28 protein-coding genes and 2 pseudogenes are annotated in these 26,429 nt (G+C 33.2%); 22 read left to right on the top strand and 8 right to left on the bottom strand.

Annotation, left to right across the window (positions count from 1 at the left end; all coding sequences use genetic code 11):
* The first annotated feature begins 518 nt into the window (after positions 1–518).
* The 3 genes from B9N79_RS11695 to B9N79_RS11685 all read left to right on the top strand — a co-directional run bounded on the left by B9N79_RS11695 (position 519) and on the right by B9N79_RS11685 (position 2,709).
* Positions 519–1,028, top strand: coding sequence for a DoxX family membrane protein (locus tag B9N79_RS11695; protein WP_040057437.1), 510 nt, complete (start codon positions 519–521; stop codon positions 1,026–1,028).
* Positions 1,029–1,398: 370 nt separating this feature from the next.
* Positions 1,399–2,076 (top strand): alpha/beta fold hydrolase, encoded by a 678-nt coding sequence (locus B9N79_RS11690; RefSeq protein WP_040058347.1) that lies wholly within the window; start codon positions 1,399–1,401, stop codon positions 2,074–2,076.
* A 189-nt stretch (positions 2,077–2,265) separates the two neighbouring features.
* On the top strand, positions 2,266–2,709 hold the full coding sequence (locus tag B9N79_RS11685; protein ID WP_040057438.1) for a cell wall hydrolase: 444 nt from the start codon (positions 2,266–2,268) through the stop codon (positions 2,707–2,709).
* A gap of 251 nt (positions 2,710–2,960) precedes the next feature.
* On the opposite strand, the pseudogene B9N79_RS11680 reads toward B9N79_RS11685, so the two are convergent.
* Positions 2,961–3,269 (bottom strand): annotated as a pseudogene (locus tag B9N79_RS11680) (RNA polymerase alpha subunit C-terminal domain-containing protein).
* Positions 3,270–3,484: 215 nt separating this feature from the next.
* Between B9N79_RS11680 and B9N79_RS11675 the strand changes: the two are divergent.
* The 5 genes from B9N79_RS11675 (at position 3,485) to B9N79_RS11660 (ending at position 7,431) form a co-directional block, all read left to right on the top strand.
* Positions 3,485–3,949: a YoqH family protein gene (locus tag B9N79_RS11675; RefSeq protein ID WP_040057439.1), complete on the top strand. Its 465-nt coding sequence runs from the start codon at positions 3,485–3,487 to the stop codon at positions 3,947–3,949.
* A 297-nt stretch (positions 3,950–4,246) separates the two neighbouring features.
* Positions 4,247–4,678, top strand: a complete 432-nt coding sequence (locus B9N79_RS11670; protein ID WP_040057440.1) for a VOC family protein — start codon at positions 4,247–4,249, stop codon at positions 4,676–4,678.
* A 163-nt stretch (positions 4,679–4,841) separates the two neighbouring features.
* Entirely contained in the window at positions 4,842–5,975 is a 1,134-nt protein-coding gene (locus tag B9N79_RS11665; protein WP_040057441.1) for an NADH:flavin oxidoreductase, read from the top strand.
* A 444-nt stretch (positions 5,976–6,419) separates the two neighbouring features.
* Positions 6,420–6,578: a hypothetical protein gene (locus tag B9N79_RS26125; protein ID WP_019394109.1), complete on the top strand. Its 159-nt coding sequence runs from the start codon at positions 6,420–6,422 to the stop codon at positions 6,576–6,578.
* 514 nt (positions 6,579–7,092) lie between these two features.
* Positions 7,093–7,431 carry an antibiotic biosynthesis monooxygenase family protein gene (locus tag B9N79_RS11660; RefSeq protein ID WP_040057442.1) on the top strand — a complete coding sequence of 113 codons (339 nt, stop codon included), beginning with the start codon at positions 7,093–7,095 and terminating at the stop codon, positions 7,429–7,431.
* 222 nt (positions 7,432–7,653) lie between these two features.
* Here the strand turns inward: B9N79_RS11660 and B9N79_RS11655 are convergent, their stop codons facing one another.
* Together B9N79_RS11655 and B9N79_RS11650 are read right to left on the bottom strand one after the other, a co-directional pair.
* On the bottom strand, positions 7,654–8,133 hold the full coding sequence (locus B9N79_RS11655) for a GNAT family N-acetyltransferase (RefSeq protein WP_040057443.1): 480 nt from the start codon (positions 8,131–8,133) through the stop codon (positions 7,654–7,656).
* A 459-nt stretch (positions 8,134–8,592) separates the two neighbouring features.
* Positions 8,593–9,207: a DUF6198 family protein gene (locus B9N79_RS11650; RefSeq protein WP_472924692.1), complete on the bottom strand. Its 615-nt coding sequence runs from the start codon at positions 9,205–9,207 to the stop codon at positions 8,593–8,595.
* Positions 9,208–9,586: 379 nt separating this feature from the next.
* Between B9N79_RS11650 and B9N79_RS11645 the strand changes: the two genes are divergently transcribed.
* Together B9N79_RS11645 and B9N79_RS11640 are read left to right on the top strand one after the other, a co-directional pair.
* A complete protein-coding gene (locus B9N79_RS11645) occupies positions 9,587–9,781 on the top strand; it encodes a hypothetical protein (protein WP_040057445.1) in 195 nt (64 codons plus the stop codon).
* Positions 9,782–10,340: 559 nt separating this feature from the next.
* Entirely contained in the window at positions 10,341–10,895 is a 555-nt protein-coding gene (locus B9N79_RS11640) for an HPP family protein (RefSeq protein ID WP_040057446.1), read from the top strand.
* Positions 10,896–11,483: 588 nt separating this feature from the next.
* Here the strand turns inward: B9N79_RS11640 and B9N79_RS11635 are convergent.
* Positions 11,484–11,819: a thioredoxin family protein gene (locus B9N79_RS11635; RefSeq protein ID WP_040057447.1), complete on the bottom strand. Its 336-nt coding sequence runs from the start codon at positions 11,817–11,819 to the stop codon at positions 11,484–11,486.
* 409 nt (positions 11,820–12,228) lie between these two features.
* Here B9N79_RS11635 and cuyB point away from each other — a divergent pair, with 409 nt between their 5' ends.
* The 3 genes from cuyB (at position 12,229) to B9N79_RS11620 (ending at position 15,316) form a co-directional block, all read left to right on the top strand.
* On the top strand, positions 12,229–12,921 hold the full coding sequence (gene cuyB / locus B9N79_RS11630) for a cysteate racemase (protein ID WP_082023577.1): 693 nt from the start codon (positions 12,229–12,231) through the stop codon (positions 12,919–12,921).
* Between the two features lie 79 nt (positions 12,922–13,000).
* Complete coding sequence (locus B9N79_RS11625) at positions 13,001–13,870, top strand: LysR family transcriptional regulator (RefSeq protein ID WP_040057448.1); 870 nt, start codon at positions 13,001–13,003, stop codon at positions 13,868–13,870.
* 273 nt (positions 13,871–14,143) lie between these two features.
* The gene (locus B9N79_RS11620) at positions 14,144–15,316 is read left to right on the top strand and encodes a sulfite reductase subunit alpha (RefSeq protein WP_052264254.1); all 1,173 of its coding nucleotides are present in this window, start codon (positions 14,144–14,146) and stop codon (positions 15,314–15,316) included.
* A gap of 63 nt (positions 15,317–15,379) precedes the next feature.
* Here the strand turns inward: B9N79_RS11620 and B9N79_RS11615 are convergent.
* Positions 15,380–15,578, bottom strand: a pseudogene (locus B9N79_RS11615) (AraC family transcriptional regulator); the annotation flags it as partial.
* A gap of 407 nt (positions 15,579–15,985) precedes the next feature.
* Between B9N79_RS11615 and B9N79_RS11610 the strand changes: the two are divergent.
* Positions 15,986–17,104, top strand: coding sequence for a GerAB/ArcD/ProY family transporter (locus B9N79_RS11610; protein ID WP_046217413.1), 1,119 nt, complete (start codon positions 15,986–15,988; stop codon positions 17,102–17,104).
* 12 nt (positions 17,105–17,116) lie between these two features.
* On the opposite strand, the gene B9N79_RS11605 is transcribed toward B9N79_RS11610, so the two are convergent.
* Positions 17,117–17,962, bottom strand: coding sequence for a glycoside hydrolase family 16 protein (locus B9N79_RS11605; RefSeq protein WP_052264255.1), 846 nt, complete (start codon positions 17,960–17,962; stop codon positions 17,117–17,119).
* Between the two features lie 432 nt (positions 17,963–18,394).
* Between B9N79_RS11605 and B9N79_RS11600 the strand changes: the two genes are divergently transcribed.
* The 6 genes from B9N79_RS11600 (at position 18,395) to B9N79_RS11575 (ending at position 22,590) form a co-directional block, all read left to right on the top strand.
* Entirely contained in the window at positions 18,395–18,724 is a 330-nt protein-coding gene (locus B9N79_RS11600; RefSeq protein WP_019394121.1) for a PadR family transcriptional regulator, read from the top strand.
* Entirely contained in the window at positions 18,717–19,031 is a 315-nt protein-coding gene (locus B9N79_RS11595) for a DUF1048 domain-containing protein (protein ID WP_019394122.1), read from the top strand. Before B9N79_RS11600 ends, B9N79_RS11595 begins: the two co-directional genes overlap by 8 nt.
* A gap of 11 nt (positions 19,032–19,042) precedes the next feature.
* Positions 19,043–19,267: an ATP-binding cassette domain-containing protein gene (locus tag B9N79_RS11590; RefSeq protein WP_052264256.1), complete on the top strand. Its 225-nt coding sequence runs from the start codon at positions 19,043–19,045 to the stop codon at positions 19,265–19,267.
* A 267-nt stretch (positions 19,268–19,534) separates the two neighbouring features.
* Positions 19,535–20,221, top strand: coding sequence for an MBL fold metallo-hydrolase (locus B9N79_RS11585; protein WP_040057450.1), 687 nt, complete (start codon positions 19,535–19,537; stop codon positions 20,219–20,221).
* A gap of 661 nt (positions 20,222–20,882) precedes the next feature.
* Positions 20,883–21,860, top strand: a complete 978-nt coding sequence (locus tag B9N79_RS11580) for a zinc-dependent alcohol dehydrogenase family protein (RefSeq protein WP_040057451.1) — start codon at positions 20,883–20,885, stop codon at positions 21,858–21,860.
* Between the two features lie 415 nt (positions 21,861–22,275).
* A complete protein-coding gene (locus B9N79_RS11575; protein WP_040057452.1) occupies positions 22,276–22,590 on the top strand; it encodes a helix-turn-helix domain-containing protein in 315 nt (104 codons plus the stop codon).
* A gap of 235 nt (positions 22,591–22,825) precedes the next feature.
* On the opposite strand, the gene B9N79_RS11570 is transcribed toward B9N79_RS11575, so the two are convergent.
* Positions 22,826–23,905: an isocitrate/isopropylmalate dehydrogenase family protein gene (locus B9N79_RS11570; protein ID WP_040057453.1), complete on the bottom strand. Its 1,080-nt coding sequence runs from the start codon at positions 23,903–23,905 to the stop codon at positions 22,826–22,828.
* 369 nt (positions 23,906–24,274) lie between these two features.
* A complete protein-coding gene (locus B9N79_RS11565; protein ID WP_046217411.1) occupies positions 24,275–25,138 on the bottom strand; it encodes a LysR family transcriptional regulator in 864 nt (287 codons plus the stop codon).
* A gap of 202 nt (positions 25,139–25,340) precedes the next feature.
* Between B9N79_RS11565 and B9N79_RS11560 the strand changes: the two genes are divergently transcribed.
* Entirely contained in the window at positions 25,341–26,021 is a 681-nt protein-coding gene (locus tag B9N79_RS11560; protein ID WP_040057455.1) for an aspartate/glutamate racemase family protein, read from the top strand.
* The gene (locus B9N79_RS26395) at positions 26,018–26,341 is read left to right on the top strand and encodes an aldehyde dehydrogenase family protein (protein WP_040057456.1); all 324 of its coding nucleotides are present in this window, start codon (positions 26,018–26,020) and stop codon (positions 26,339–26,341) included. Before B9N79_RS11560 ends, B9N79_RS26395 begins: the two co-directional genes overlap by 4 nt.
* The last annotated feature ends 88 nt before the right edge of the window (positions 26,342–26,429 follow it).

Raw genomic sequence — 26,429 nt, 5'->3', positions numbered from 1 at the left:
AAGCTATTGATTTCAACAATAGCTTTTTCTTTAGACTCATCCTAAGGTTTGTTGAGTAGTTTGTTTAAATATTAAAAGTTTTAGCCGGAAAAAAGCTCTGTAATCTTGTGAATAGAATATTAAACTTCCTTTAAGGAAAAAATATGATAATTAGCTCCCAGCAAAACTAGTTTTTATGTTTTTCTATATTTAGTAGCCACTACCTGTGATGAAAGTATTGCTGTATAAATGGTTGTTCATAATAGGGTGAGAAGTCCAATACCAAATATAGACTCATTCTTATTATCTACGTTTTTTCTTTCCTAGTTCTTAAACAAAAATATTATTCTCAAAGATATTTATTACATATAAATGGTCATTAATTTTGTTGATTTTATTACTTAGAATCAAGTTTATGTAAATTAGTTTTGCGTGTAATCTAAATTCTTTACATATTTGTTACATAATTGATAATAAAAATCATTATCAATTATGCTATTATATTTCTAATAATTCTTATTTTGATTAGGAGGATAAGCATGATTATTGATGTTTTAAGACGGGATAAAAGAGTTTCCATACTTTTAGCTGTGTTACGTGTATATCTCGGATATACGTGGTTCATGGCGGGCTTAGGAAAAATCACAGGTGGATCATTTGATACTTCAGGGTTTATACAGGGGGCTTTGGCAAAAACAACAGGAGAACAGCCGGCTGTTCAAGAATGGTGGGGTGTATTTCTACAAAATATCGCTGTTCCTAATATAGAATTATTTAACTTCCTAGTACCTTGGGGAGAGCTATTAGTAGGTCTAGGTCTCTTAGTAGGTTGTTTTACAAAAACAGCCGTGTTTTTTGGAATCACAATGAACTTTTCTTATATGTTTAGCGGTGCTATAAGCATAAATCCACAACTTGTTTTATTATCCCTGTTTATTCTTGTGTCTGCTATGAATGCAGGAAGATATGGTGTAGATGGTATGATTATTCCTCCCCTTAAAGAAAAGCTAGCGCTTAACAAACCAAAAGAGGTAAAAGATATTGCTTAGTTTTTAATATATGTTATGTGAGCAACCATTCCAGATGGTTGTTTTTTTTTGACACAACATAAAGTCGTAGATCATACGATCAGGTTAGGTTTAGTAGTATTCTAGTGATGAAATTACAGCAGCTTTAAGAGAACCACCAAGAGTAGTAAATATTGAGGTTAGATCTATAGTGACGTTCTGGCAGAAGAAGGACTTCCCTCATCTATAAAATATATAGGTGTCATGGTGTATCCTGCAACAAATCCAAGGAAGGATGTGGGATATACAAAGGGGATTTTCACTCCTTGACTAATATATATATGAACCTTAAATAATTTAGATTTTAATGAATAAAATCTAAACGAGGAGATGATTTGATTTGGAAATACGGATGAATCAAATAGAATTAAACGGTTTAACTTTTCAATATCGCGAAACTGGGGAAGCCTCAGCACCGACAATTGTTGCACTTCATGCTTTGGGAATGAATGCAGAATCCTGGGACGAAGTAGCAGCTGTATTAGGAGAAAAATATCGGGTTCTCGCTTTAAATCAACGAGGTCACGGTGGGAGTGCTAGAACTGACACTTATACGTTCGAATTAATGTGTGATGACTTGCTTCAGTTTGTAAATGCTATGAATTTGGAACGTTTTACGTTAATAGGGCACTCTATGGGAGGAACGGTATCTTATCTTTTTTCTGAAACATTCCCCTCAAGGATAGAACGGTTGATTGTTGAAGATACACCTCCTCCTTTTTCGGGAAAGCAGTTCGAAGTTCCTTCTAAACCTCCTGGTCCTCTACCATTTGATTGGAAGGTTGTGCCTTCAATTCTAAGACAATTAAATAACCCTAATCCTCAATGGTGGGCAAACCTTACAGATATCGTAGCACCTACCCTTATCATAGGAGGGGGATCAAGTCATATTCCTCAAGATAAATTGAGGGAAGTATCAGAGATTGTTCCAAATTGCCAATTGGTGACGATAGAGGATGTTGGGCATGATGTGCATACAGGTAATTTGCCAGCCTTTTTAGGCGCTGTAAGAAGTTTTCTTAATCCATGAGCTTCTAAATAGGGCTTTTAGAATGTTTAAAGAAGTGTATTGGTTTCCCTTTTCGTATTGAATTCTTCTAGTCCGTTTTATGTGAACTGATTTTTCTCTTTAGTGTGGCAATGATTTGGTTAGACACTTATTTTATAAACGCTAACATCAATATAGGCTTTTTTTCATACTATATTTTGAGGTGAGAAAATGCCAAGAGTAAGTTACCGAGATGCAGACGTTAATTTAATGGCAAGGATGATGAGAGCAGAAGCTGTAGGTGAAGGAAAACAAGGAATGTTATATGTCGGAAATGTAATTGTTAATCGTCTTAAAGCAAATTGTTTAGACTTTAAAGACTTAAGAACAGTTCGACAAGTCATTTTCCAAGTCCAAGGAGGAAATTATTCTTTTGAAGCAGTTCAAAAAGGTAACGAATTTTATCAAAGAGCGAGACCTGTTGAAAAAAGATTAGCAAAAAAGAACTTGGATTATTGGAGGGAACACCCAGGGAAATATGCTCTTTGGTATTTTAACCCCTATGCTCCATGCCCTCCAACATGGTACGGTCAACCTTTTGCTGGTCAATTTAAAAATCATTGTTATTATGAACCAAAACCTGGAACATGTGATAGCGTTTATAGGGGAACTTAAGCTTACTCTTTGAGTAAGCTTTTTTATATTTTTAGAATAATTTATATAAACGAAAGGGAGCTTTACTTCAAGATGGAGTAAGTTTTTTCTGGCGATAATATTGATTCTGTGAACTTTACGTGAATATAGTATTTATGGTTCTTTGGAATACTTTAATAAATTTACACATAAGAAATCCCTACTTGTGATCAAGAAGTAGAGATTTTTCATGTATTAATGAACTTAGCTTAAAATATAATTCTGTAACTATACTACTTCTCGTTAGTTAATTTTCTAAAGGATAATCCTTCTTCTTTTAAAGCGACCTTAAGTTTAGGTAAAGAAGCTGGTCCTATCCCGTGGAATTGCAAAATCTCTTTTTCACTAAATGTTGATAGCTTTTATAAAGTAGTTATCCCGTTGTTTTCTAATGCTCTTCTTGCTGGGGATGAGAGTTTTGAAAGAAATCCATCGGCAGGTTTACGTTCTTGCTCACAAGTCGGACAAGTTGGGCAGTCGCTACTTTTATAATATTTATGTCCTTTGCTGCAAATCTTTAATTTTTTTTCTGAAGTTGTCATTTCTACCCGGCTCCTTTTCTTAAGAATTATTTTTTACTTTCTATACTTTGTCACTTTCAACAGGTGAATGATTAAAATTCGTCTATAAAAGCTGTAGAGAATCAACATTAGGATAACTATATATGTATTAAATATAAATTATGGGTTAATTTCAAACGGCTATAATAATTTAGCAATCAAAGGGGGATAGTAACTAAAAACTGTGAGGACATGTGATGAAAAAATTTATTTTAGTTATCTTCTTATCCATTATTGTAATTGCTTATCCAACTGAAACAAATGCCAGTAAAATGCCTTGTAGTTTAATTCTAGAACCTGTAGATAAAAATTTTAAAAACGCTAAAGGAGTAGGATTAATTTACAAAGTTCAATTGAATCCACCGAGTTTTGCTCGAACTAATATAAGTATCTTAGCTGTGCACCTTCCTAATCCATCTTCTTTTGGTAATTATGATGGCTATGAAGGTTTTTCTTCAATACCTAATGAAATTAGTTGGCGTTTTAAACTTTATCCCACGGCTGAAGAAGACAGTCCTACTTGGGCTGGAAGATTTGATTTAATTACAGCAGAAATGCGAAATGTTAATGTAGAAGTACGGCTTTCTAATTCTAAAACTCAAAAGCTGGGACCAGCTATATTAAGAGGTAACTTAAAATCTTGTGAAGAAAGGGAAGAATAATTTAACTACCTTGCAAAGAGTTCTTGATAAGTAAGGATTCTTTTTCTTTATTCATTCCTATAAGTCCCAGTTTTAAGGTAATATAGATTAATTTTATAAAAAAAGAAGAACATTTAATTTAGATGGTCTTCTTTTTTTATCTATAAGTATCTGAAAATCAATCATGCAGCAGGATAGTTTAATAAAGTTGTTGTATAGGTATATATTGCATGTTAGTATAATGGGGAACGTAAGTTCTCTTTGTGATTAGTTATAGCTTTTAGTTTGTTAAACAAAACTTTAAAAGAGGTGTTTTTCATGATTTTAGGAATTTTTCCTTATTTAGTTATGAACGGAAATGGACAAGAAGCTGTTAAATTTTATGAGAATGCACTGGGTGCAAAAGTTATTGGAGTTCAAACTTTCGGAGACATGCCTGAAAAACCCGACTTCTCTGTTCCTGCTGAAGCAAAAGACCGTGTATTGAATGCGCATTTAAAAATCGGCAATAATGATTTAATGCTTTCTGATACATTCCCAGGTCACCCATACCAAATTGGATCACAAGTGACAGTATCCATTACAATAGACAATGTAGAGAAATCAGAAGAAGTGTTCGGAAAATTAAAAGAAGGTGGTCAGGTAAACATGCCACTTCAAGAAACTTTTTGGAGTCCATCATATGGACAAGTAACAGACAAATTTGGTGTAACTTGGCAAATCTCAACACAAGTTGCTGATAACAAATAATATGTGAGAAGTTTTTGTTCAGCCAAATTAAACATCTTATTGAAATAAGGGCTGCATCATTTCAATAAGGTCCATCTGAAATTTTATTTTAGAGTAACCTAAACCTGTATAAATGAAGTTTTTATACAGGTTTTTTTGTTTGAAAAAGAAAGGAGTCTTCACTGTGACTAATACAAAATCGTTATTTGAAACTGTTACATTAGGCAATATAACATTAGATAACCGGATAGGGGTTGCCCCAATGGCGCGTATAAGCGCAAGTTTTGAAGGAGTGGCAACCGAGCAGATGGTATCCTATTACACATCATTTGCCCGTGGAGGATTTGGACTAATTATTACAGAAGGAATGTATACTGATGACAAGTATAGTCAAGGGTATTTTAATAAGCCAGGGCTCCTTGATGGGGAACAAACACAAGCATGGAAGAAAGTGGTAGATTCTGTCCATCAAGCAGGTGCTAAAATGTTTGCACAAATAATGCATGCGGGAGCCCTTTCACAAGGAAATCGTTTTGTTCAAGAAACAATCGGTCCTTCTGCCGTTCAGCCAAAAGGAAAACAAATGGAAGCCTATATAGGAAAAGGCCTGTACCCAACCCCAAGAGAAGCAACAAAAGAAGAAATCACAGAAGTGATAAACGGGTTTGTTAATACGGCTAAACGTGCAAAAGCTGCTGGGTTTGATGGAGTTGAAATTCACGGGGCCAATGGTTACATACTTGATCAGTTTCTTACTGATTATACCAATAAACGTACAGATGAATACGGTGGTTCTACTGAAAACCGAGTCCGATTATTAGTTGAAGTTTCCAAGGCAGTTCGAGAGGCTGTTGGCCAAGATTTTACTATTGGTATTCGGATTTCACAAGGAAAGGTGAATGATTATAACCACAAGTGGGAAGGAAAAGAAAAAGATGCGGAGATTATCTTTGGTCAGTTAGGGCGTGCAGGTCTTGACTTTATTCATGTTACGGAGTATGAAGCATGGCAACCTGCATTTCCAATGGATAAATCCACAATTGCAGCTAATTCAGCCTTGGACAACGGCGGGGCATCGCTTGCGGCTCTTGCAAAAAAGTATGGGGGAATTTCTGTGATAGCTAACGGGCACTTAGAGGATCCTGTTAAGGCGAGAGAAATTGTTGAAAAAGGTGAAGCCGATTTGATTACTTTAGGTAAAGGGGCTCTTGCTAACCATGATTGGGTCAATAGAGTCAAAAAGGGGGAACCATTAGTAGAGTTTGATTCAGAAAAAGTGTTAAGACCAGATGCTAAAATTAAAGATTTTGAAGTTTAAAACTTTTAATCTAACAAGTGCTTTGATTTAGAAATAATCATAGTAACATTAGAGGTAATCTTAATGAACTTTGTTATCTACGCTACTCTACAAGTAACAGAGGAGATAGACTTTACAGGAATATTATAAAATACCAAGCCTCACGTTTACGTAGGGTGCTTGGTATTCTTTTTAGGTAACTATTTATATTCTACAAGTTTTCTTTTGAAGGTGAATAATACTTTTTATTTAATTCCTTCTTTGGTACGAGAATCTATTTTATTGTAAATAAACATTGAAGCTTCTTCATTTCCTATGATGCGATTATTTTTTTGTAATATTTTGATATTTTTTGTAGAAAGGGTTTTCATTTTGTATGATATTGTTCATAATGTCTTTGAGTGTTCCTTGTATATGAGTGAGGACATGTACAAGGGACCATTTTAAATGGGGGAGGAATAGTTCATGTGGGTGATTACGGTTCATTCAAGGAAGAACACGAAAATGTTTGAATTTAACACAGAGAAGGAAGCAAGAGAAGCTTTTGAAGACATCGAAGGAAATAAGATTCTTACCGAGGTTATTTATTTTAATAGTCCTTATCTTGCTTCATCTACGGTTTAAGTGAGATCTTTTTTAACTGTGAGAGTGTCCGTAAAAAACAGGGTAAACGTAACAAAGTAGTTATATGAAAAAGATGGTTTATGTTAACTAATTTATCGGGAATTACTTTTAATAAGAGAATTCTTTGCTTATCGTTAGCAAAGGGTTCTCTTATTTATACGAATAGGGGAATACATGAGTAGTTTGTCCAAATTTATAGATTCATATACATATATAGTTTAAAAAGTTCTCCTAAGAGGTTTTATGTCTCATAATCAAGGTTGTAGGAACTAAGGTATTTATTGATTGAAAAGATTGTATCGGGAAGATTATGTTTTATAAATCTTGTATTCATGTTGAGTTCCTTTTATTAATCCCCGCACTTCTATCTTCTGTACTAGCTAATTAATTGCTTAGTATATAATTGTACACATTTTTAACTGTACTAAAGTTATAGAAGGATTCATACTGTTGACGCTAGAATAACTTTACTGGAATACACTATAAATATCGGGATTAATAAAGGAGAGTTCATATGCCAAAAATTGAAGAAAATCAGTTGTTTACGGTAATTATTGAATGGGAAGTTAATCCAAAATATCAGCAAGACTTAATTAATGGTCTTACAAATCAAATTGAAACATATTTTAAGGATTACGATGGGTTTATTTCATCAAGTTTTCATGCTAGTGAAGACGGTAAGCGAGTTATTAACTATGCCCAGTGGCTATCGGAAGAAGCTTGGTCTAATTCATTTCAAGCTTCAGGGCGTGATGAAGTCCAAACTACTAACGATGAAATTATTAATCGCTGTGGAGCTAAAACATTAAAACTTAACAGTTATCGTGTTGCTAGAGTAATAGAAAATATATGAAGTAATGATTACTTAATTAGAATAACTATCGAGAATAGTTTTTATGGTAACTAATTAAGGGTAAATTTCTTGTGGAAAAAAACCTTTGCTCAGCCTTAGCAAAGGTTTTTTGAATATATGATTATAGGGAAATACGTTAATAGTTTGTCAAGCTTCTTAGATTGCCCTACATATATAGAATCCCTGAACTTTTATAGCTCATTAGTATCATACTCAGGAGCTTTATGATAATTTTTTTATATACCAAGCGTCGCAGGCATTATGTTCTGATTCCTCTAGTGGTTTTTCGAGTTGTCGGAAATCAAATTTAATATAAAGGAAATTAGCTGCTTGGAGTTCCTTAAATGTCTCTAGGTAACAGCATGTATAGTGTTCCTTTGCGAAGTCGATTGCTACTTTCATCAATTCTTTCGACAGACCTTTCCCTTGAGCTTCGGGTGAAATATAGAGCTTTTGCAGCTCGCAGACCTCTTTTTTTTGTCCAAATGGTGCAATTCCGACACCGCCTATCACTTCATCTTGATCATTCACTACAACCCAATATTTCGCATTTGGTTGTTGCTGGTAATATTGTGATAAACTGCTCAGCTCGGGATCAAAATAGGCTGTTCCTGGGATGTTCAAGTCAAATGATTCCAAAGAGCGTTTAATAATTTGCTCCATTCTTTGATTATCCTTTTCTTTCATTTCACGAATCTGCATGATTTCATCCTCACATTCAAGTATTTAATAGTTAAGTTTTATTTATTTTCAACAAATATATATTAATCATATTCTTCTCATAATCCATGGAATAATAGCAATAGATCAACATAAAAGTCTCTCTTATATTTCTCAGCTAATCTCTCCTCCATTTGATATTTGGGGATAGTTGTTTATGATAAAATTATAATGAGAAAAAAGGTTTAAAGGCTAATTCGTGCACTTTATTTTACGCGATATATCTCTATAGTAAACTTTATAAGGACATAGAGAGAACCTATAGAGAAGGTGCGAGGTTCGTAAAAGTATATTTAAAGGAAAAAAGCCCAAACGTATTGTTTCTCAATGCGTGTAGGCTCCTTTATTTCCTTAAAAGATATACTTATAGTGATATTATTAAGGGAATGATTTTGTACTATCTTGATAGTTATTACGTGATCTAATTGGTCTGTATACCTTTTATGCTGAGTACATATTTTGTTGGGGAACTTTATCAATCACAATCCAGCGATTATAAAGATCAATTAAAAATCCAATTCCGAACATAAATAAGAAGGTGCTTATACCTAAACCAGTTATATGGTGTTGAAAAAGAATAATCACAATGCTAATAGATAATGGTATCGATGTACAAATCATTGTTCCTACTGTATAATTTTTCATGCGCTTTCCAAATGCTTTTAAAAGATAGTCAGATGGTAAGTATATTGAGCCTGATTGAAAATAAATGCATACAGCGATTGCCATAAGGTTGAGCCCTATTAATGAATATAAACCACGGATCCATAGATTCTCCGGTACATACATAATGTGATGTAAGTATACAAACAAATCAATGAACATTCCAAAAACAAAGGTAAGAGCCATACTTTTGATAATCATCACAAGGGTGAATTTTGTTTTTATTAAATAACTAAGTATAAACGAAAAGAAATTTAAAATAATAATGCAAGCACCAGTGGAAAGCGGCAATATGAACGCAAGGTTTTGCCCAGCGGCTGCCCAAGGGGAACTTCCTAAGTTAGAAGTTATCATAAAGCTATTTCCTAAAGCGTTTAATATAATGGAACACATAAACCATAATAAGTTCACAGGAATATTTCTCATCATGACCTCCAATTTTCAAGATATTTTTTGTTTATCATAAAAAAGTTTATCCTTATGCTACAAAAGGACAATTGAAGTAATTATACTTTCCATCAAGAATCTAATCATTAAACGATGTGTAAAAAATTTAAAGATATCTTTTTGCGGTGTGAGCTATAGATTCTAGAATTTTATACGATTTTTCGTGAAAAGGAAACCCTTAATAGATAAAAATTACTGAAACGAACTCTTTTAGAAAGAAGTATTCTTTTTTACAGGATTTCGATAACTCACATTATGTAAAGCAGTCACTTATATTGTAAAACGTTATTTTGTGGTGAAATTTAGTTGGAGAGAGGTGGCGTATATGCAAAAACAACAAGGTATTACTATCCTTTTGTTAATGTTAGGGTTAGCCTCTATTTCTTTAGGCATGGCCTTAAAAAATGTGTTTGAGTATTCTCCTATTGTAGGCTGGTTTCTAGGTACATTTATATTCATAGTTAATTCTTTTTACAAAGGAAAGAATTTGAGAAATAAAGGTGCTACAAATGTTAAGTAATCTATAGTTAATGTTTTAATACGCTTGAATCATTTGATTCAAGCGTATTTTTGTCAATAATTTATTTTATGTTAATAGGAAGGGACATTATAATATGGGATTTTGTTACAGAAAGGTTTACATCAATATATGACTTTAGATTATAAAAACGGTCTAACAAATTCATCTATCGTTTGTCTACGTTAAAGATATATGGAGAATAGGCCGGAGGGGAGCTCTGCAAATCATCTTTAATTGTAATAAATGCACCACTCTAAAAAGAGATTAGATTGTTTAGTATTTTAGAAGAGAGATATAAGATATGTATCAGCTAAAAGAGAAGAAGGGTAAAAGTTATTGAAATCGGTCAAAATCAACTCAACAACTTATCACTTTTCTTAAAAGTCTTGCTGTTTCCTCTTTTGAAAAACTCTTTATTAACCTAATTTTTTAAGTTTGTAAAAGATTTATTTGGAATATATCTTTAAATATTCAGAGTTTTCATATAGAATAACTCTAAATGACAGAAAGTCTAACATAGTATTTATAAAAGAAGTAGAAAGGACAGCAGGATATTATGATGGAAAAGAAACTTGAAAAGAATGTAAGTAATGGGGTAAGTATAGGGGTAAACACATATTTAAGAAAAATGAAGGGAGAGAGTAGAGGGAAAATTAAAATTAACTATAGGGATTCTATTGTTTCAGCTACAGGTGTACTTATCGCTATTATTATCATTAGTTTTATGACTCTTCATTTAAGCTACCCTATGGCAATAGCACCTTTAGGAGCCAGCTGTATACTCATATTTGAGGCTCATAAAGGTGCGTGGTCTCAACCACGAAATGTGATAGGAGGACACTTACTTTCTACTACTTCTGCCCTTATTATTTGGAGTTTACTAGGTAAAAGTTTGTTCTCTATAGGGATAGTATTAGTTATTGTGTTAATCTTAATGGCTCTTACTAACACTCTTCATCCTCCTGCAGCAGCTAGCGCACTGGTTGTAGTGAACAATCAAACAGGGTGGGGATTTCTAGTTCCTATTTTCTTAGGGGTCCTACTATTGATTTTTATTTCAATTTTTTATAATAATCTATTTTCCAAACGACAATACCCTCAACACTGGTTATGAAACGCTAAGTAGGATAATAGAAAGAGATTAGCTTTCAATGCAGAGGGGCAAAGCCAAAAGGATAGGAGCAACTGCAACTATATTCACGATTTTCCCGACTCATAGATAATCTTTAATGAAAATTACAATTCAATAAAATCCTTTTTACATAATTAAGGGATGTATAATCACATAGTGATAAATTTATTCATCTAAAGGAAAGTTCCCCACATCCTAGATAGTGAGGAGTTTCCTTTTAGATTACTAATGTTGATTAAGAAGGAATAGGATATACATTTCAAAAATATAAAAGTTAAATAACTTTTTAATTTGTAACTGCTTTCAATTATACTAAGAGTAGGCAGGATGGCATGAGTGGCTGTCACAGTATTTAGCGTAGGTGGGGCTGATACAAGGGAACAGGGCATATAAGGAATGTCCTTTTTTATTTGAATAAAGATGGTTTATTTCATTATTCAAATAAATATTGAGTGCTATTAGGATCGAAACGATTGTTTAAATAATTAAAATGACTTTTTACATAAAAATAGCGCCCAATTAATTGGGCGCTATTTTTATGTAAAGAGATCCATACGCAAAATTCATAAATTAATCTTTGTATAACTGATAGATTCTTTTTAATTTTTGTTCCAACTGTTCAAAATGGACGAAACGAGCTTCTCTTACAAATTCAGTTCCTTCAATAAACAAAAGAAGTACTGGAACAGTAAAAACGGAAAATTTGCTAGCAACCTCTTCTACATTGTTAGCGTTTATATAACCCAATTTGATACTTGGAAACTGCTCTAACAATACTCTTAGTTGTGGCAGAACAGCATAACATACTACGCATTCTGGTTTTGAGATATATAAGAAACTTAACTTGTGATTGTTTATAAAATTATCTATTGAATCCAATGAAATTAATTCTGTCACTTCTTTCATCCAATTCCTCCTTAGGATTAGAATGTATCTGACTTGAAATATAATAGATCCACCTTGTTCATGTCTATAAATCTGCTTTATATTTTATAAAAGTTGAACAGCGGTTTTTTAACGGCTGAACAAGCTTCCTACCAAACAGTTAGTATATCAACTAACTCAAAAACCATCGTTATTTGAGATCTATCCTTTTCATTTCCTGGAATTCACGTTAAGTAAATTGATGTTATACAGTACATATCGGTAATTTTTTTATTTTCAGCATACTTTTAAAAATTCTATCAATATACAGTTTCTATTACTATATAGATTATTTCTATAATTCACACCTTGAAACTAAAACTATAATAAAGAAAATAGTTTCACTTATTGGAAATACAAGATTCAAAATAACATAAAAGTGGTGAATATAGTGAAGAAAGTAGTAGGAATTATGGGTGGAATGGGTCCATTAGCAACGGTTGACTTAATGCAAAAAATAATCTTGTTTACCCCTGCTGAGAAAGACCAAGATCATCTTCACCTTATAACAGATAATTTCCCTCAAATACCTGATCGAACAACAGCTATTTTAGGAAAAGGAACAGATCCTACTCCTTTTATGATTGAATCTGCACACCGTTTAGAGTCTGCAGGGGCAGACTTTCTTGTAGTAGCGTGCAACACAGCTCATTTCTTTGTTAAATCAGTAGAAAGTGCTGTTAGTATCCCTATTTTGCATATGCCATTAGAAACGGCTAAGTTTTTAAAGAAACGTCATTTTAAAAAAGTAGGATTATTAGCTACTGATGGAACCATCAATACAAAACTGTACCAACATAGTTGCTATCATTATAAGGTAGAAGTTATCGAACCAACTATGCGAATGCAAAGGGAAGTCATGAAAGGGATTTATGCCATTAAAGGAGGGGAGTTAGAACAGGGTAGTTCTTATCTTTCGGAAATTGCAAGAAGCTTAATTGAAGAAGGAGCAGAAGCCATTATAGCAGGATGTACGGAAATTCCTTTAGTTCTTAAATCCTCTTCCGCTTCTGTAATTATTGATCCAACAGAGATTTTAGCTCGAGCTGTAATCGAAAATGCCAATGATTTGATAAAGTGTTGAGGGGGTTAATATTAAGAATAGACAGTCGTTATAATAAAATATATCCGCCCATTATATATAAATAAGGAGCAATTAGAAAATGAATATTGAAAACATTGAAGCTTTCCTATACGTTTGTCAACTAGGCAGTTTCAACAAAGCAGCAGAAGCTCTTTATTTAACTCAGCCTTCTGTTACAGCTCGTATCCAGTCATTAGAACGGGAGATGAGTATAAAACTTTTTAATAGAGCCGGGAATAAAACATCATTAACGGAAAAAGGGGAGTATTTCTTACCACATGCTCAGAAAATTCTTCAATCTTATCAAGAAGCAACATATGGATTACAACAAGTCTTTATTCCTTATGAGTTAGTGATTGGGAGTGCCTTATCAATTTCAAACAATGTATTGCCAAATATCCTGCCAGCTTTCAAATCTGAATTTAAGGATGTTAGAATAAAACTCTTAACAGGGCATTCTAAAGATATTCTACGTAAGGTCATTAACAAAGAAGTCGACTTCGGAATTATAAGAACGGAGGCTCATTCTCAAATTGAATCTATTCGTCTTTATAATGACCCTATAGGCCTTTTTGTTCCACCGAATCATCCATTTTTAAAAAAAGAAAAAGTAACAATAGAAGACGTAGGAGAGCACCCTCTTATTTTATTTGATTACGGCTCTATGGATTGGCTTTTCATTCATAGATTATTCTTAAACAAAGGAATAACTCCTAATATATATTTAGAAGTAGACAATATGGAAACTGCTAAAAATCTAGTACTGCAAGGATTAGGTATTAGTTTTTTGCCTGCACATTGTGTGCAAAAAGAGATCGAACATAATAAATTATTCAGAGTAGAAATGGACCCAGATATAAAGACTAATATTAGTATTGATTTTATATATCTAAAAGGAAAATCAGAGTCTGTATTTATGGATTTTTTTAAGAAGAAAATGTTTGAATAACAATAAATCGGTTGACTATCAATCGGTTTATTGTTATTTTACACTCATAAAGAAAGCTTTTGCTCCACATGAGCAAAGGTCTTACATAACTGATCCTTTTAATATAATTACTCTTCATTGAACGAGCTTCTGCCGACTTACATTGAGAGTTTTGGGGGAAGAGCTTTATTCAATTTATCAGACAGAAAAAATTTAAGAAACTTAGGTTTTATTTTCACATAGGGAATTATTTCAATGTTATAATTATGTGATAAACTTAGTGAGGTGAACAATATGAAACTTACTATAGATCAAACAGAGGGAGACAAAAAAGTGCCAGTATATTCAAGAACAAACCCCTTTCAAGCAAAGGTGCTTAAAAATATTAATTTAAATCAAGAGGGCTCTAATAAAGAAACAAGACATATTGAATTATCTTTAAAAGATTCAGGCTTTTCTTATGTTCCAGGTGATGCTTTAGGTATCGTACCAGAAAATGATCAAGAATTAGTAGCTGAACTTCTGACAGAAATGCAATGGGATGAAGAACAAGTTGTAACGATTAATAAGAAAGGCGATACACTTCCACTGAAGGAAGCGTTGACAACTTATTTCGAAATTACGTTACTAACAAAGAAAATTTTACAACAAGCAGCACAGTTTACAGAAAGTGAAGATCTAAAAGCGCTTTTAGATGCTGAAGATGTAAGTAAGGTAAAGGAATATATTTATGGACGCGATTTACTTGATATGTTACGTGACTTTGGTCCGTGGGAGGCTTCTGCCCAAGAAATCGTATCTCTTTTAAGAAAAATTCCACCACGCCTTTATTCCATTGCGAGCAGTTTAGCTGCAAATCCGGATGAAGTACATTTAACAATTGGTGTTGTACGTTATACATCTTACGACAGGGACCGAAAAGGAGTTTGTTCCGTTCAATGTGCAGAACGTGCAGAAGCAGGGGATACACTTCCAATCTTCATTCAACCAAATAAACATTTTCATCTGCCAGAATCAGAAGAAACAAATATCATTATGGTTGGTCCAGGAACTGGGATTGCACCATTCCGTTCATTTATTGAGGAGCGTGCAGTCAATAAAGGTAATGGGAAGTCTTGGTTATTCTTTGGTGATCAGTATTCAACAACAGATTTCCTTTATCAAGACGAGTTAGAGAAGTATCAAAAAGAGGGAGTACTTACAAAGTTAGACACAGCGTTCTCTCGTGATACAGAACAAAAGGTATATGTACAGCATAAAATGCTTGAAAACAGCAAGGAATTGTATCAATGGCTACAAGATGGAGCTTATTTCTATGTTTGTGGAGATAAGGAGTATATGGCGAAAGATGTTCACGAAGCATTGATTTCCATTATCGAAAAAGAAGGAAACATGAGTCGTGAAGATGCCGAAGAACAGCTAGCGGCTATGAAAAAAGAAAAACGTTATCAGCGTGATGTGTATTAAGATAATTTAGATAAAAAGAACAACCCCATTTCACCGTAGGTATGTGTGATGGGGTTGTTCTTTTTATCTCGTTTTATTAATAAGCTCTATGTATTGTGAATCTCCATATCTTATTGTTGGGAAAAGATTAAATAACCTATTTCTTAATTCTGGTGTTGGTAAATCTTTATTTTTAGAAATATACTTTGTTACTGCATTATTTTCTTTCACCATATCTAAATATATCTATTGCCTGATACATGACTGGAAGTAGTTCATTTGACGAAACATGTCTTCACCAAACCATAAAACAATACATGTGCATTCATTTCTCTCACTCCCCAAGAAAATTATAAGAGGTATCAAGTTCTTCCTTTTGATATTTCTTATGATTTATAAAATTAAAAATGGTACAAAGCTTAAAAAGCAAAGTTTTTCGCGGGATTTTGTTCTTCCATCAGCTTCTTAACAAATTATTTTCCTCTTCTAAATCACCTAAAGATATCTGGTTGATCGATGAAAAAGCCTTCTTGCTCTTCATGAAATCCTTTTATTATTTAATTATTTCACATTACAACACATCTGTAAAAGTATTGAAAATAGGAAAGTAGGAGAAGATAGATGAATGACTAGATAAGATATACAAGCGTGCAGGTTAAATAATAGGATAAAGGGGGGAGTTCCTAAACGGTGGAGAAAGCTAAAATTAGCGTTATTCAGCTATTTGCCTTGATGTTTATATTTGAGATGGGGACTGCAGTTGTCACAAGTTATGGAATAAATGCGAAAAAAGATGTCTGGCTGGCCATTCTTTTAGGAATGTTTGTAGGAGTAGTCTTTTTTTTCGTTTATTACTTTTTATTTCGACAATATCCCAACTTACCTCTTACTGGACATACTAGAAAAATATTTGGTAAATACCTAGGGTGGATTATTGGCTTGTTATACGTTCTCTACTTTTTGTATAATGCTGCCGACAATATACGTAGTTTCGGGGATTTGCTGCTTTCATCGATATTACCGCAAACCCCATTACTAGCCATCATTATCCTATTCGTTCTCACCATGTGTTATGTACTTTATCTAGGGATTGAAGTAGTAGGGAGAACAGCGGAAGTATTTATTGTTATATTAGTTTTATTTGGGGTAACTGGAAACTTTCTTGCTCTTGTTTCAGGCGATATTGATTTAGATAAAGTCCAGCCGTTTCTGGAAAACGGGTGGACACCCATCTTAACGACGGCCCTTCTTGAGACTAGCAATTTTCCTTTTAATCAATTGATTGTCTTTATGACGTTACTTCCTTATTTAAATCGCCCTAGATTAGTAAAAAAAGTATGGTTGTCTGCCTTGATTTCAGGCGGGCTTATCTTATCTTGGACAGCAAGTTTAAATATCGCTATCCTTGGTGTGGAAGAAGTGAAAAAATCTACTTTTCCTTTGTTGTTAACGGTTGGAAAGATCAATCTTCTTGAATTTATCCAACGCCTAGATGTTATTGTTGTATTTACTTTGTTGATTACAGTGTTTTTCAAAGCATCCATCTTCTTCTATGGTGCCCTAATTGGAATCGTAGATTTGTTCAAATTAAAAAATCATCAGCAGATTATTTTACCTATTGCTTTTGTTATCATCTTTTTGTCAATGGCTATGGCCTCCAGTTATTCAGAACACACAGAGGAAGGTATCTATTTTACCCGTTATATTATTATTTATTTCCATATTTTCATTCCATTGCTAATGCTGCTTGTTACCCTCATTCGTAATCGTTTCAAGAAGAAAGATCGATTAAAAACAAATGGAACTTAAATAACCTCTATGCTATATTCTAAAGCCATCATGGTTAAATGAACGCGAAGGCTTTTTTCTTTTTATTTTAATCTGTTTATAAACTTTTAAATCTTCAATGATAAAGTAACTAGGGAATTTGGTATGTTTATTTGGATTTTCTGGCCATGTACCTCCAACTGCCAAATTTAAAATAAAAAACATTGGTTCTTGTGGAATACCTTGTTTAGAAGTGAAAATATGTTTACCATCAACATACCAATGAATTGAATGCTTATTCCATATAATGGAGTACTTATGAAAAGTGGCGACATTATCAATTTTAAATGTAGCATAAGACCGATACTTTGTTTTTTCTTCCCAGTGGTTAACATAATACACCTTATATGGATTACTTCCTATAGCTTCTAAAATGTCGATTTCTGGCAATTCTTCTCCACTTGATGGCAGCATCCAAAAAGCAGGGAATAACCCTTTACCTTCCGGGATTTTAGCTATGATTTCAATTTTCCCATATCTAACTTCAAATTTTTCTTTTGTTGTAATTCTAGAGGAGGTGTATTGTTGACCATGGTGCTTTTTTTGTTTTGCTATTATATAAAGCTTCCCATCTCTATACAATGCATTTTCTTGCAGATAAAACTGCAATTCATCGATATTTCCTTTACGTTGAAGTTTAGTCCATTTTGATGAATCAAACCTTCGAAAATCTTCATGCCAAACTATTTCCCATGATTTATGGGTTTCTTTTTTATTTTTACCTGTTTTCTTTTTAATTGGTTGACCATAATTGTTGTCTTTCTGTTGTAGCATTATAGGTAAACTTATACTAGAACACATGATTACACCAATAATAAGAACAAAAGTAAATAGTTTCAACACTGTACTCCCTTTAGACTTCTCATTTTATATACCATTTTCACTCTCACTTAATATATGAAGAGGAGATTTAATCCTATGCCTGTTGAGAGATAATAAAGATGTCTAAAATCGACAGTTAGGTTATTTCATTAAGAGATCAAGTGTTGCACTTTGAGGTGGTAATATTTACAGGGATGTACTTTATACTGAACTAAATCATGCGTCTGAAAATTTCTATCAAGCAAATTTTCAGATTTGAGAAAACCGCTTTCTCCTGTAGTGAGAAAGCGGTTTTTTTTATTATTCATAAAAACTGCCTTAATGCTTAGACTTAGCAAGAGTAAAGCTGCCCAAATAAATAATATGAATAAATTTGTTTGACACATCTAACTACTTTGTAATACTATATAGTGGTACTAAGTAATGATGAGTAGCTTGTAAGGAGGACATATGAAAGATTTAACGGAAATGCTTAAGGGAGTTCTTGAAGGTGTGGTGCTCCAAAAAATTCAAACAGGAGAAACCTATGGTTATGAAATTACTAAGTATCTAAATGAGTTAGGTTTTGATGATATTGTGGAAGGAACAGTCTATACCATTCTTGTTCGAATAGAGAAAAAAGGGCTTGTGGAGATTGAGAAGAAAAAATCTGAGCTTGGCCCTGCGAGAAAATTCTATACCCTGAATGCCAAAGGAGAACAAGAATTAAATGATTTCTGGATAAGATGGTCATTTTTGGCTGAAAAGATGAATGGAATAAAGGAGCAAAGAGATGTTTAAAAAGATGATTCAAGAAAAACGAGAATATCGTGCATATAAAAAAAGAGTGAATGAATTACCTGAAGAATACAAAAAGGCAATGAAAGCAATTGAAAGTTATATGTGGAGCTTTGCTAAGGGATCGGGTATGTTTGAGGTTTTAACCAATATTTTAGAGATGTTTGAGAGTAGTGCCAGTGATGGTTTAAGTATACGAGAAGTAGTAGGAAATGATATTGCAGAATTTGCCGACTCATTCTTAGCTGAGTTTCCTGAAGAAACCTGGATTGACAAACTAAGAAATGAATTAAGAAATTCTATTAAATAAAGGAGCGAGCCATGAACTCAACTGTTCTTGAAATCAAAAATGTAAAAAAGAGCTTTAAAGGAAATGAGGTCTTAAAAGATGTCAATATTACTTTAAAGCAAGGTTTTGTTTATGCCTTATTAGGGGCGAACGGGGCTGGGAAAAGTACCTTATTAAAAATTGTTACTGGGTTACTTAATAGCGATGATGGAAAGGTAACAATTCGAGATGTTAATGTGTTATGTAGAAGTACCTGAACAATTAAGACATATAACAAACAAACTTTCCTTTAGTGAATGGGAAGAAATGAATAAGTGAGAGCATGTGCCTGAAAAGCGGGATGTCTATTTAATAGACATCCCGCTTTTGGTAAAGTTGATTATTACAGGACTATCTGATAACTATAGCGAACACTATGTGAACTGAAAATGAATAATCTATACATAGTGAAGTAATGAGATTATGTAAAAATTCTATTAAGGTGAATAGTAAAATTAAGTAAGAAATCAATGGAGGAAGAAAAAATGAAGATAATAGAATTACCAATTGAATATGAATTTAATAGACAAAAAAATTATATTTATCCTAGCTTAATTATAGTGAATAAGGAACTAACCTTGGTCGATACAGGATATACTAATTTTTTAACTTTAATCGAAAGTGAAATTCTAAAAAATGGATATGGAGTGAATAATCTAAAAAATATAATTATTACTCACTATGATGATGATCATGTAGGTTCTTTATATGAATTTAAAGAAAAGTATCCTTGGATTACTATTATAGCTAGTGAAATTGAATCAAAATACATTAGTGGTGAATTGAAGGCAGAAAGATTGGTTCAAGCTGAAGAACTGCTAGAAAATATGTCAAATGAAGATATAGAATTTGGTAAATGGTTTATACAACAACTAAAGAATTTGAAGCCTGTTTTAATTAATAAAAAGGTAAATGATGGAGATGTGATTTTAGATAATGAATGTAGAGTAGTAGCAACACCAGGGCATACTTCAGGGCATATTTCATTATATTTTCCAAGGTTAAAAAGCATAATTACAGGTGATGCAGCTGTTAAAGAGAATCATGAATTAGTCATTGCTAATCCACAGTTTTGTTTAAATGTTGAGAAAGCTGAACAGTCTCTGATAAAGATTAAAAATCTTAAAGCTGAAAATTACTATTGCTATCATGGTGGGAAATTCACGTTATAATCGAAGAATAAACGATGATACTCTTTAAGTATATTGAATGCTATGCGATAAAAAGCGATTAATTGCTTTTTATTCAAATTAAATTTCGAGGATGAAAAAGGCATAGAAAGAAAAGTAGTAATTATGACTTAGTGGGTTCTATAAAATACACATAAAGGAAAAGGAAAGGCGTAAACGTGCTGTTATACAATAGGATTACATCTTTTTGTTTCCAATAATAAAGTTATGTTAACTATGAGTGTATAGGATATAAAAAAGAATTTTAAACATTTAATAAATATTTAATAGTAGTACTGGGGAGGGGAATTAGTTATAGACAAATACGTTCTCGCACTTATAATCATTGTATTATTATTATTTGCTATCGGTAGTTTTGTAATACCAAACATCATCAACTATGCTTCCTAATTCACCAATACTATTGATAATAGATTTTATGCTAACTCATTCTATATAATATTATCTTCAAACGAAAGTTAAAAATAATCCCTTTAAACATTTTCTTATTTTTTTAATATATAGCTTTGAGTATGTTAATTCAACATTCCCTCATGTTATTATTTCTCTTTTTAAATTTTTGTCTTTGGAGTAAAAATATCATATTCTTAATCTAAGATAAGTATTTTCAATTCAATAGAGAATTTTAACAAGGAGGGACATGATGTCTTTAAAAGGTATATGTATTAAGTATTATGAATTTGGGAACCCCTCAGATGTTTTACGTATAGAGGAAATAGATGTTCCATTACCTCAGGAGGGAGAGTTATTAGTTAAAATGGAGATGAGTCCTATCAATCCATCAGATATTATTCCGATTACAGGTTCATACGCTAACCGAATCACGGTGCCAAGCATACCTGGTTATGAAGGGGTAGGAATTGTAGAGGATGTCGGACCTTCCGTTTCGAAATGGTTTATTGGCAAACGAGTCCTTCCTTTGAGAGGACAAGGGACTTGGCAGGAATTTGTGACATCGCCAGCAAAATTAGCGATTATATTGCCTGAGGATATTCATAATCATATAGCTGCACAGTTATATATTAATCCAATTACAGCGTGGGTCATTTGTAATCAAGTGTTAAAGCTTAAACCGGATGATATCCTCCTTGTCAATGCATGTGGATCCTCTATAGGGCGTATATTTGCCCAATTATCTCAGATTATAGGATTCCGACTTATTGCTATTACTCGAAATGATAAACACACAGCCTCCTTGTTAGAGATAGGAGCTTCCTATGTTATTAACACAGAAGAGATACCTCTAAAGGAAGCTGTTATGGATTTAACACGGGGAAGAGGAGCTACAGCTGCTATTGACTCTATTGGAGGAATAGAAGGAACTCATCTAGCCTTCTGCTTACAACCAAAAGGAACCCTTTTAAGTATTGGGTTGCTGTCAGGAGTTTCTCTGAATTATCGGGAAATTATGGAACGTACACAAACACAAGCGGATATCTTTCATCTTCGGCATTGGAATAAAAACATCTCTGTAAAGGAATGGCACGCTACTTTTCATCAACTTATACAAATGATTCGAGATGACACTCTACAACTTAGCCAAATTTCTCAATCCTTTCCGTTAGTAAATGTTCATAGAGCTCTCACTGAATCAAGAAAAGTTTTTCTAACGATGACCTAATAAAGATATAGGATACATGAATAAAGATATAGATCCTCTATATCGTATAAATCAAGAACATTTATTATATGTTATTGATTTGTAAATGATGAGGGTTCTTGGTAATTTACTTATAATGACTAGCCCTTAATAAAAAAAAATCCTTTGCCCATAAATTGCAAAGGATTTTCTTATTTATTAAGGATAGGGGAATACATTAATAGTTTATCGGGTTTTACAGACTTTACAAATTTCTCTACCTTTATAAGGGCATTAAGCTTTCTTAGCTTCCTTGAATTGTTTCTCTATAAACTAAAAATACATCTTTGATATCTAACATTTACCTTGTTAACTAAAGATTTATGCCTATTACAAAGGGTTTATAGATAATTTCACTTATCTGTTATAGAGTAATAGTGAAAGGTAGGTGATGAAAGTGGCTTTGGGTAAGCGATTGAAAAAATTAAGAGAAGTGAAAAATATGTCTCAAGAGAACCTTGCTCAACAAATGAATGTATCTAGGCGAGCCATTTACAGATGGGAAACAAATAAGAATTATCCTGATATGGATAATTTGATTAAACTGAGTAAAATCTATGCTATTACACCAGATGAATTGGTTAAAGAAGAGCAGATATCTCAGAACCAAACTGCTATAGACGAAGAGGGTGAAGAATTTTCTCTTTTACCCTTTATTATAGGTTTTATCATCTTGCTTGTTGAATTTTTTTTAATTCAGGTATTATGTTAATCATAAACTTCCCTTTAGAAGTGTTAAACCAGCATTAAACAGTAACAGAGGCTTTAATTAAATTAAATCAGATACAAACTGAGAATTAGTTTTTTAATATGGATAACGAACATTATGGTAATTAAAAAATAGATGACAAAAATATAAATCAGAACCCTCAGTAGTCAGTGGCCATACATAAATAGAAATCCCTGTCTGATTTGAAAATTAACTTTTAAATCAGACAGGGATTATATTAATTTACAAAGATTTGGTTAATTCTTTCTGAGATAGCCTTTGCAAATTCTGAAGTCGAAGCATTGCCTCCTAAATCTTTCGTTTTAATTCCATCTTTAAGTGATTGATAAAGACTTTGCTCAACCAATTTACCTATTTCTTCAAGATTGTTATCATTATGCCGTTCAGCGAGCCATTCCATTAACATGACAGTTGAAAGCATCATCCCTGTTGGATTTCCTATATTTAAACCCGCAATATCCGGGGCAGAACCGTGGGCTGCTTGGGCCATAGCTACAGTTGCGTTTGCATTAATGGAAGGAGCTAATCCGAGACTTCCAACAAGTTCACCTGCTAGGTCTGAAAGAATATCTCCATACATATTTTCTGTTACAATCACATCAAAGTCTTTCGCTCGACGTACTAAATGAGCGGCCATTGCATCGATATGGTAATCATCTACAGTGACTTCAGGATATTGTTTTGCGACCTCACGACAAACGTTTAAAAATAACCCTGTACTTAATCGAAGAACATTGGCTTTATGAACGATGGTTACTTTTTTACGACGCTTCATCGCCATTTTAAAGGCGGCATGAGCAATTCGTTCCACAGCTTTTCTTGTGAAGACACCTGAAGTCACAACAACGTCTTCCGTAATTTGCCATTCTCCATGTCCCGCAAACATGTTTCGATCGGCATAAAAACCTTCTGTATTTTCACGGAAGATAACTAAGTCAGCTTCTCCTACTACGCTTTTAATCCCTGGCATTGTTTTAGCAGGGCGGATGTTAGCAAATAAATCGAGCGTATGACGAAGGGCACCGCTTGGATTAAGTTTCACTTTATGTTCTAGTGGATAAGCAGCGGAATCATGAGGACCAAGTATCCATCCATGAGTATCCTTCAAAGCATTTGTAGTGAATTCTGGAAGGGGGTCATTATATTGTTTTATTCCTTCCCATCCCATCGGTAAATCAATCCAATCAATATTTACTCCAACCTTATCTGCGGCTGTTTTAAACGCTTCAACTGTAGCGCTTACAATTTCAGGGCCAATTCCATCTCCAGCTAGCACTCCCAAACGATAAGTGGTCATTTTTTAACAATCCTTTCACTATATAGTAGGGTAATTTAATAGTCCTGTAATAACTTGAACTTTATACTATTAATGTAATACGAAGATAGAAATTAATAAAATATTATTTTTTTATGTTTATAAATAGAAATTTTTAATCCCTAATGTTAAAGAGAGAACTTTAATGCAAAATATAGTGTATTAAGAAAGAACCATTAAATCAGTTACGTAGGTGAACCTAAAAATAAATAGAGGGATATTTGGAATCTTATAAACTAAGTTAATAAAAAAGCAGGCTCTCTATATTTCAAAATATTAGGTATATACTAAATACTACACCGAACTTAAACTAGTAATTATCTTCTACATAAAATAGACTTAGAGAGGAATTTAATATTGATGGTACTCTTGAATAAAGTGAACAAACTCTTTTACCATCTCTAATTCTAGAAGTTCTTCCCTATATAGGATACGTGTATTCCATATTATTGGGGATTCCTTCGAATCTTTAAGGGGAATTTTGTATAGCTCATCATTGTCCTCTAGTACAATACTTGGAGCAATACAATAACCTAATCCATTAAAAACCATTCTTTTAGCTATTTCTACATTGTCAACATTCATATGACTAATAGGCGGAGTAGAAAAGTTATCTTTCCACCAATTATCAATGACCATTTCTAAGGTGGGATCCGTTTTGTAGCTAATTCTACGCATAGACGGGAGGCCCTCTAAATTAACCTTTTTTGAAGATAAAATGGCGATGTTCTCTTGCATTAATGTCACAACTTTACCTGGCCAACTATGCTCGCCTCTTACAATTCCAATATGTGAATCTTGTTGATATATAGAGTGAAGGACCTCAATATTTACCCCCGTATTAACATTAAATTCAACTTTAGGAAACTTCTCATTAAAAGCTTTTAAGATTTGCGGTAATCGATAGAAGGCGAATGTTCTTGAAACGCTTAATCGTAAAGTTCCACGTATTTCGTTACCTGAGTTCCAAAGTAATTCTTCTATTTTTTGTCTTTGCTTTAGCATATCTTTAGCATAGTTCACTAACATTTCTCCTTGATCCGTAAAATCAACTCCTCTTCTTCCTCGATAGAAAAGTTTAATATTAAATTCTTTTTCAATTTGTTGCAAACGGTATGTGAGAGTAGGCTGAGAAATATATAGACGCTCAGCAGCTTTTGTAATGTTTTTCTCTGCATAAACGGCCTCTAAAATCCGCCAATCCTTTTTATCCATGAGTAAGCCTCTTTTCTGTAATTAATTTTTTCGATTGATTTTGATAGGAATTTAATATTTTATTAATTTCTATCATTGTAATACATTTGTTTTATCACTACTACAACTTTTATTTTCAGGTGTATTCAGAAAAAGTTTAGAGACTTTATTTTCTTGGAAACCTTTTGAAAGTGAATTCAACAATTGGTTAGGAGGTAATAAGTTGGCAAGTAAAGATTATAAAATTGGGCTCGTCCATGCCACAATGAACTCAGTTCAGCCTATCTTAGAGGCTTTTGAAGTTTATGAACCTCAAGTTAGATTAATAAATTTCATGGATGAAAGTCTTATAGTGGAATTAAACGAAACAGGCATTGTCACAAAAGATATGAAAAGACGCTTATTAAATTTGGTAGAAAAAGCGGTACAAAGTGACGTAGATGGTGTTTTACTAACGTGCTCATCTTTTACTCCTGCCGTGGAAGAAATTAGCCATTTATTCGACGTACCCGTACTAAGCGCAGATTTAAGTATGTTAGAGCGTGCAATAGAGATAGGACATCGAATAGGGGTTATCGCTACCGTAGAGGCAGCTGGTCCAACAACAACAAAATTATTAGAAAAGATATCTTGTGAAAAGAGAAAAGAGATTTCTGTCAAAACAGAGGTTATCCCACAAGCATTCCAAGCCTTACAGAATCGAAACACTGCCAAGCATGATGAACTAATCCATGAAAAGGTAAAAGAGCTGAGTGGAGATTGTGACGTTATTCTTTTTGCTCAATTTAGTATGGCAAGAGCTTTGAAAAGTATAGACGGTGTGACAACACCTATCCTAACAAGTCCACAAATAAGTGTAAAAGCAATTGTCAATGAAATATCGAAAAGGGAGATAGTTTTATGATAAATACTGAATTAATGAAAGTTACTTCACTTATAGAGGGAAAACCCGTTACGCAGGAACAGGAAAAAACAATGGAAGTTATTAACTCTTTTAGCGGAGAAGTAGTAGGGAAAGTAAGTTTAGCTTCAAAAGAAGATGCTAAAAAGGCGATTGAATCCGCACATCAGGTTTTCCATAAAACAATGAAAAAAATGCCGGCTTACCGCCGTGCAGAGATTCTTAGTAAAGCTGCAGATTGTGCTGCTCAAGCCATGGCTAAGTTAGCTCAGGATGTAGGAATTCCAACAAGCCTCAAAGAAAGATGTAGGAGTTACAGCTGAAGATATCTCAAATCTAGCAGAAAAAGCAAGAAAATTGATCGACTGCTTAATAATAATCCTAGATGGTTAACCGTTAAAGAAATTAAGA

Source organism: Priestia filamentosa (genome assembly GCF_900177535.1).
Lineage (GTDB): Bacteria > Bacillota > Bacilli > Bacillales > Bacillaceae_H > Bacillus_I > Bacillus_I filamentosa.
This window is presented reverse-complemented; position numbering and strand designations above follow the sequence as displayed.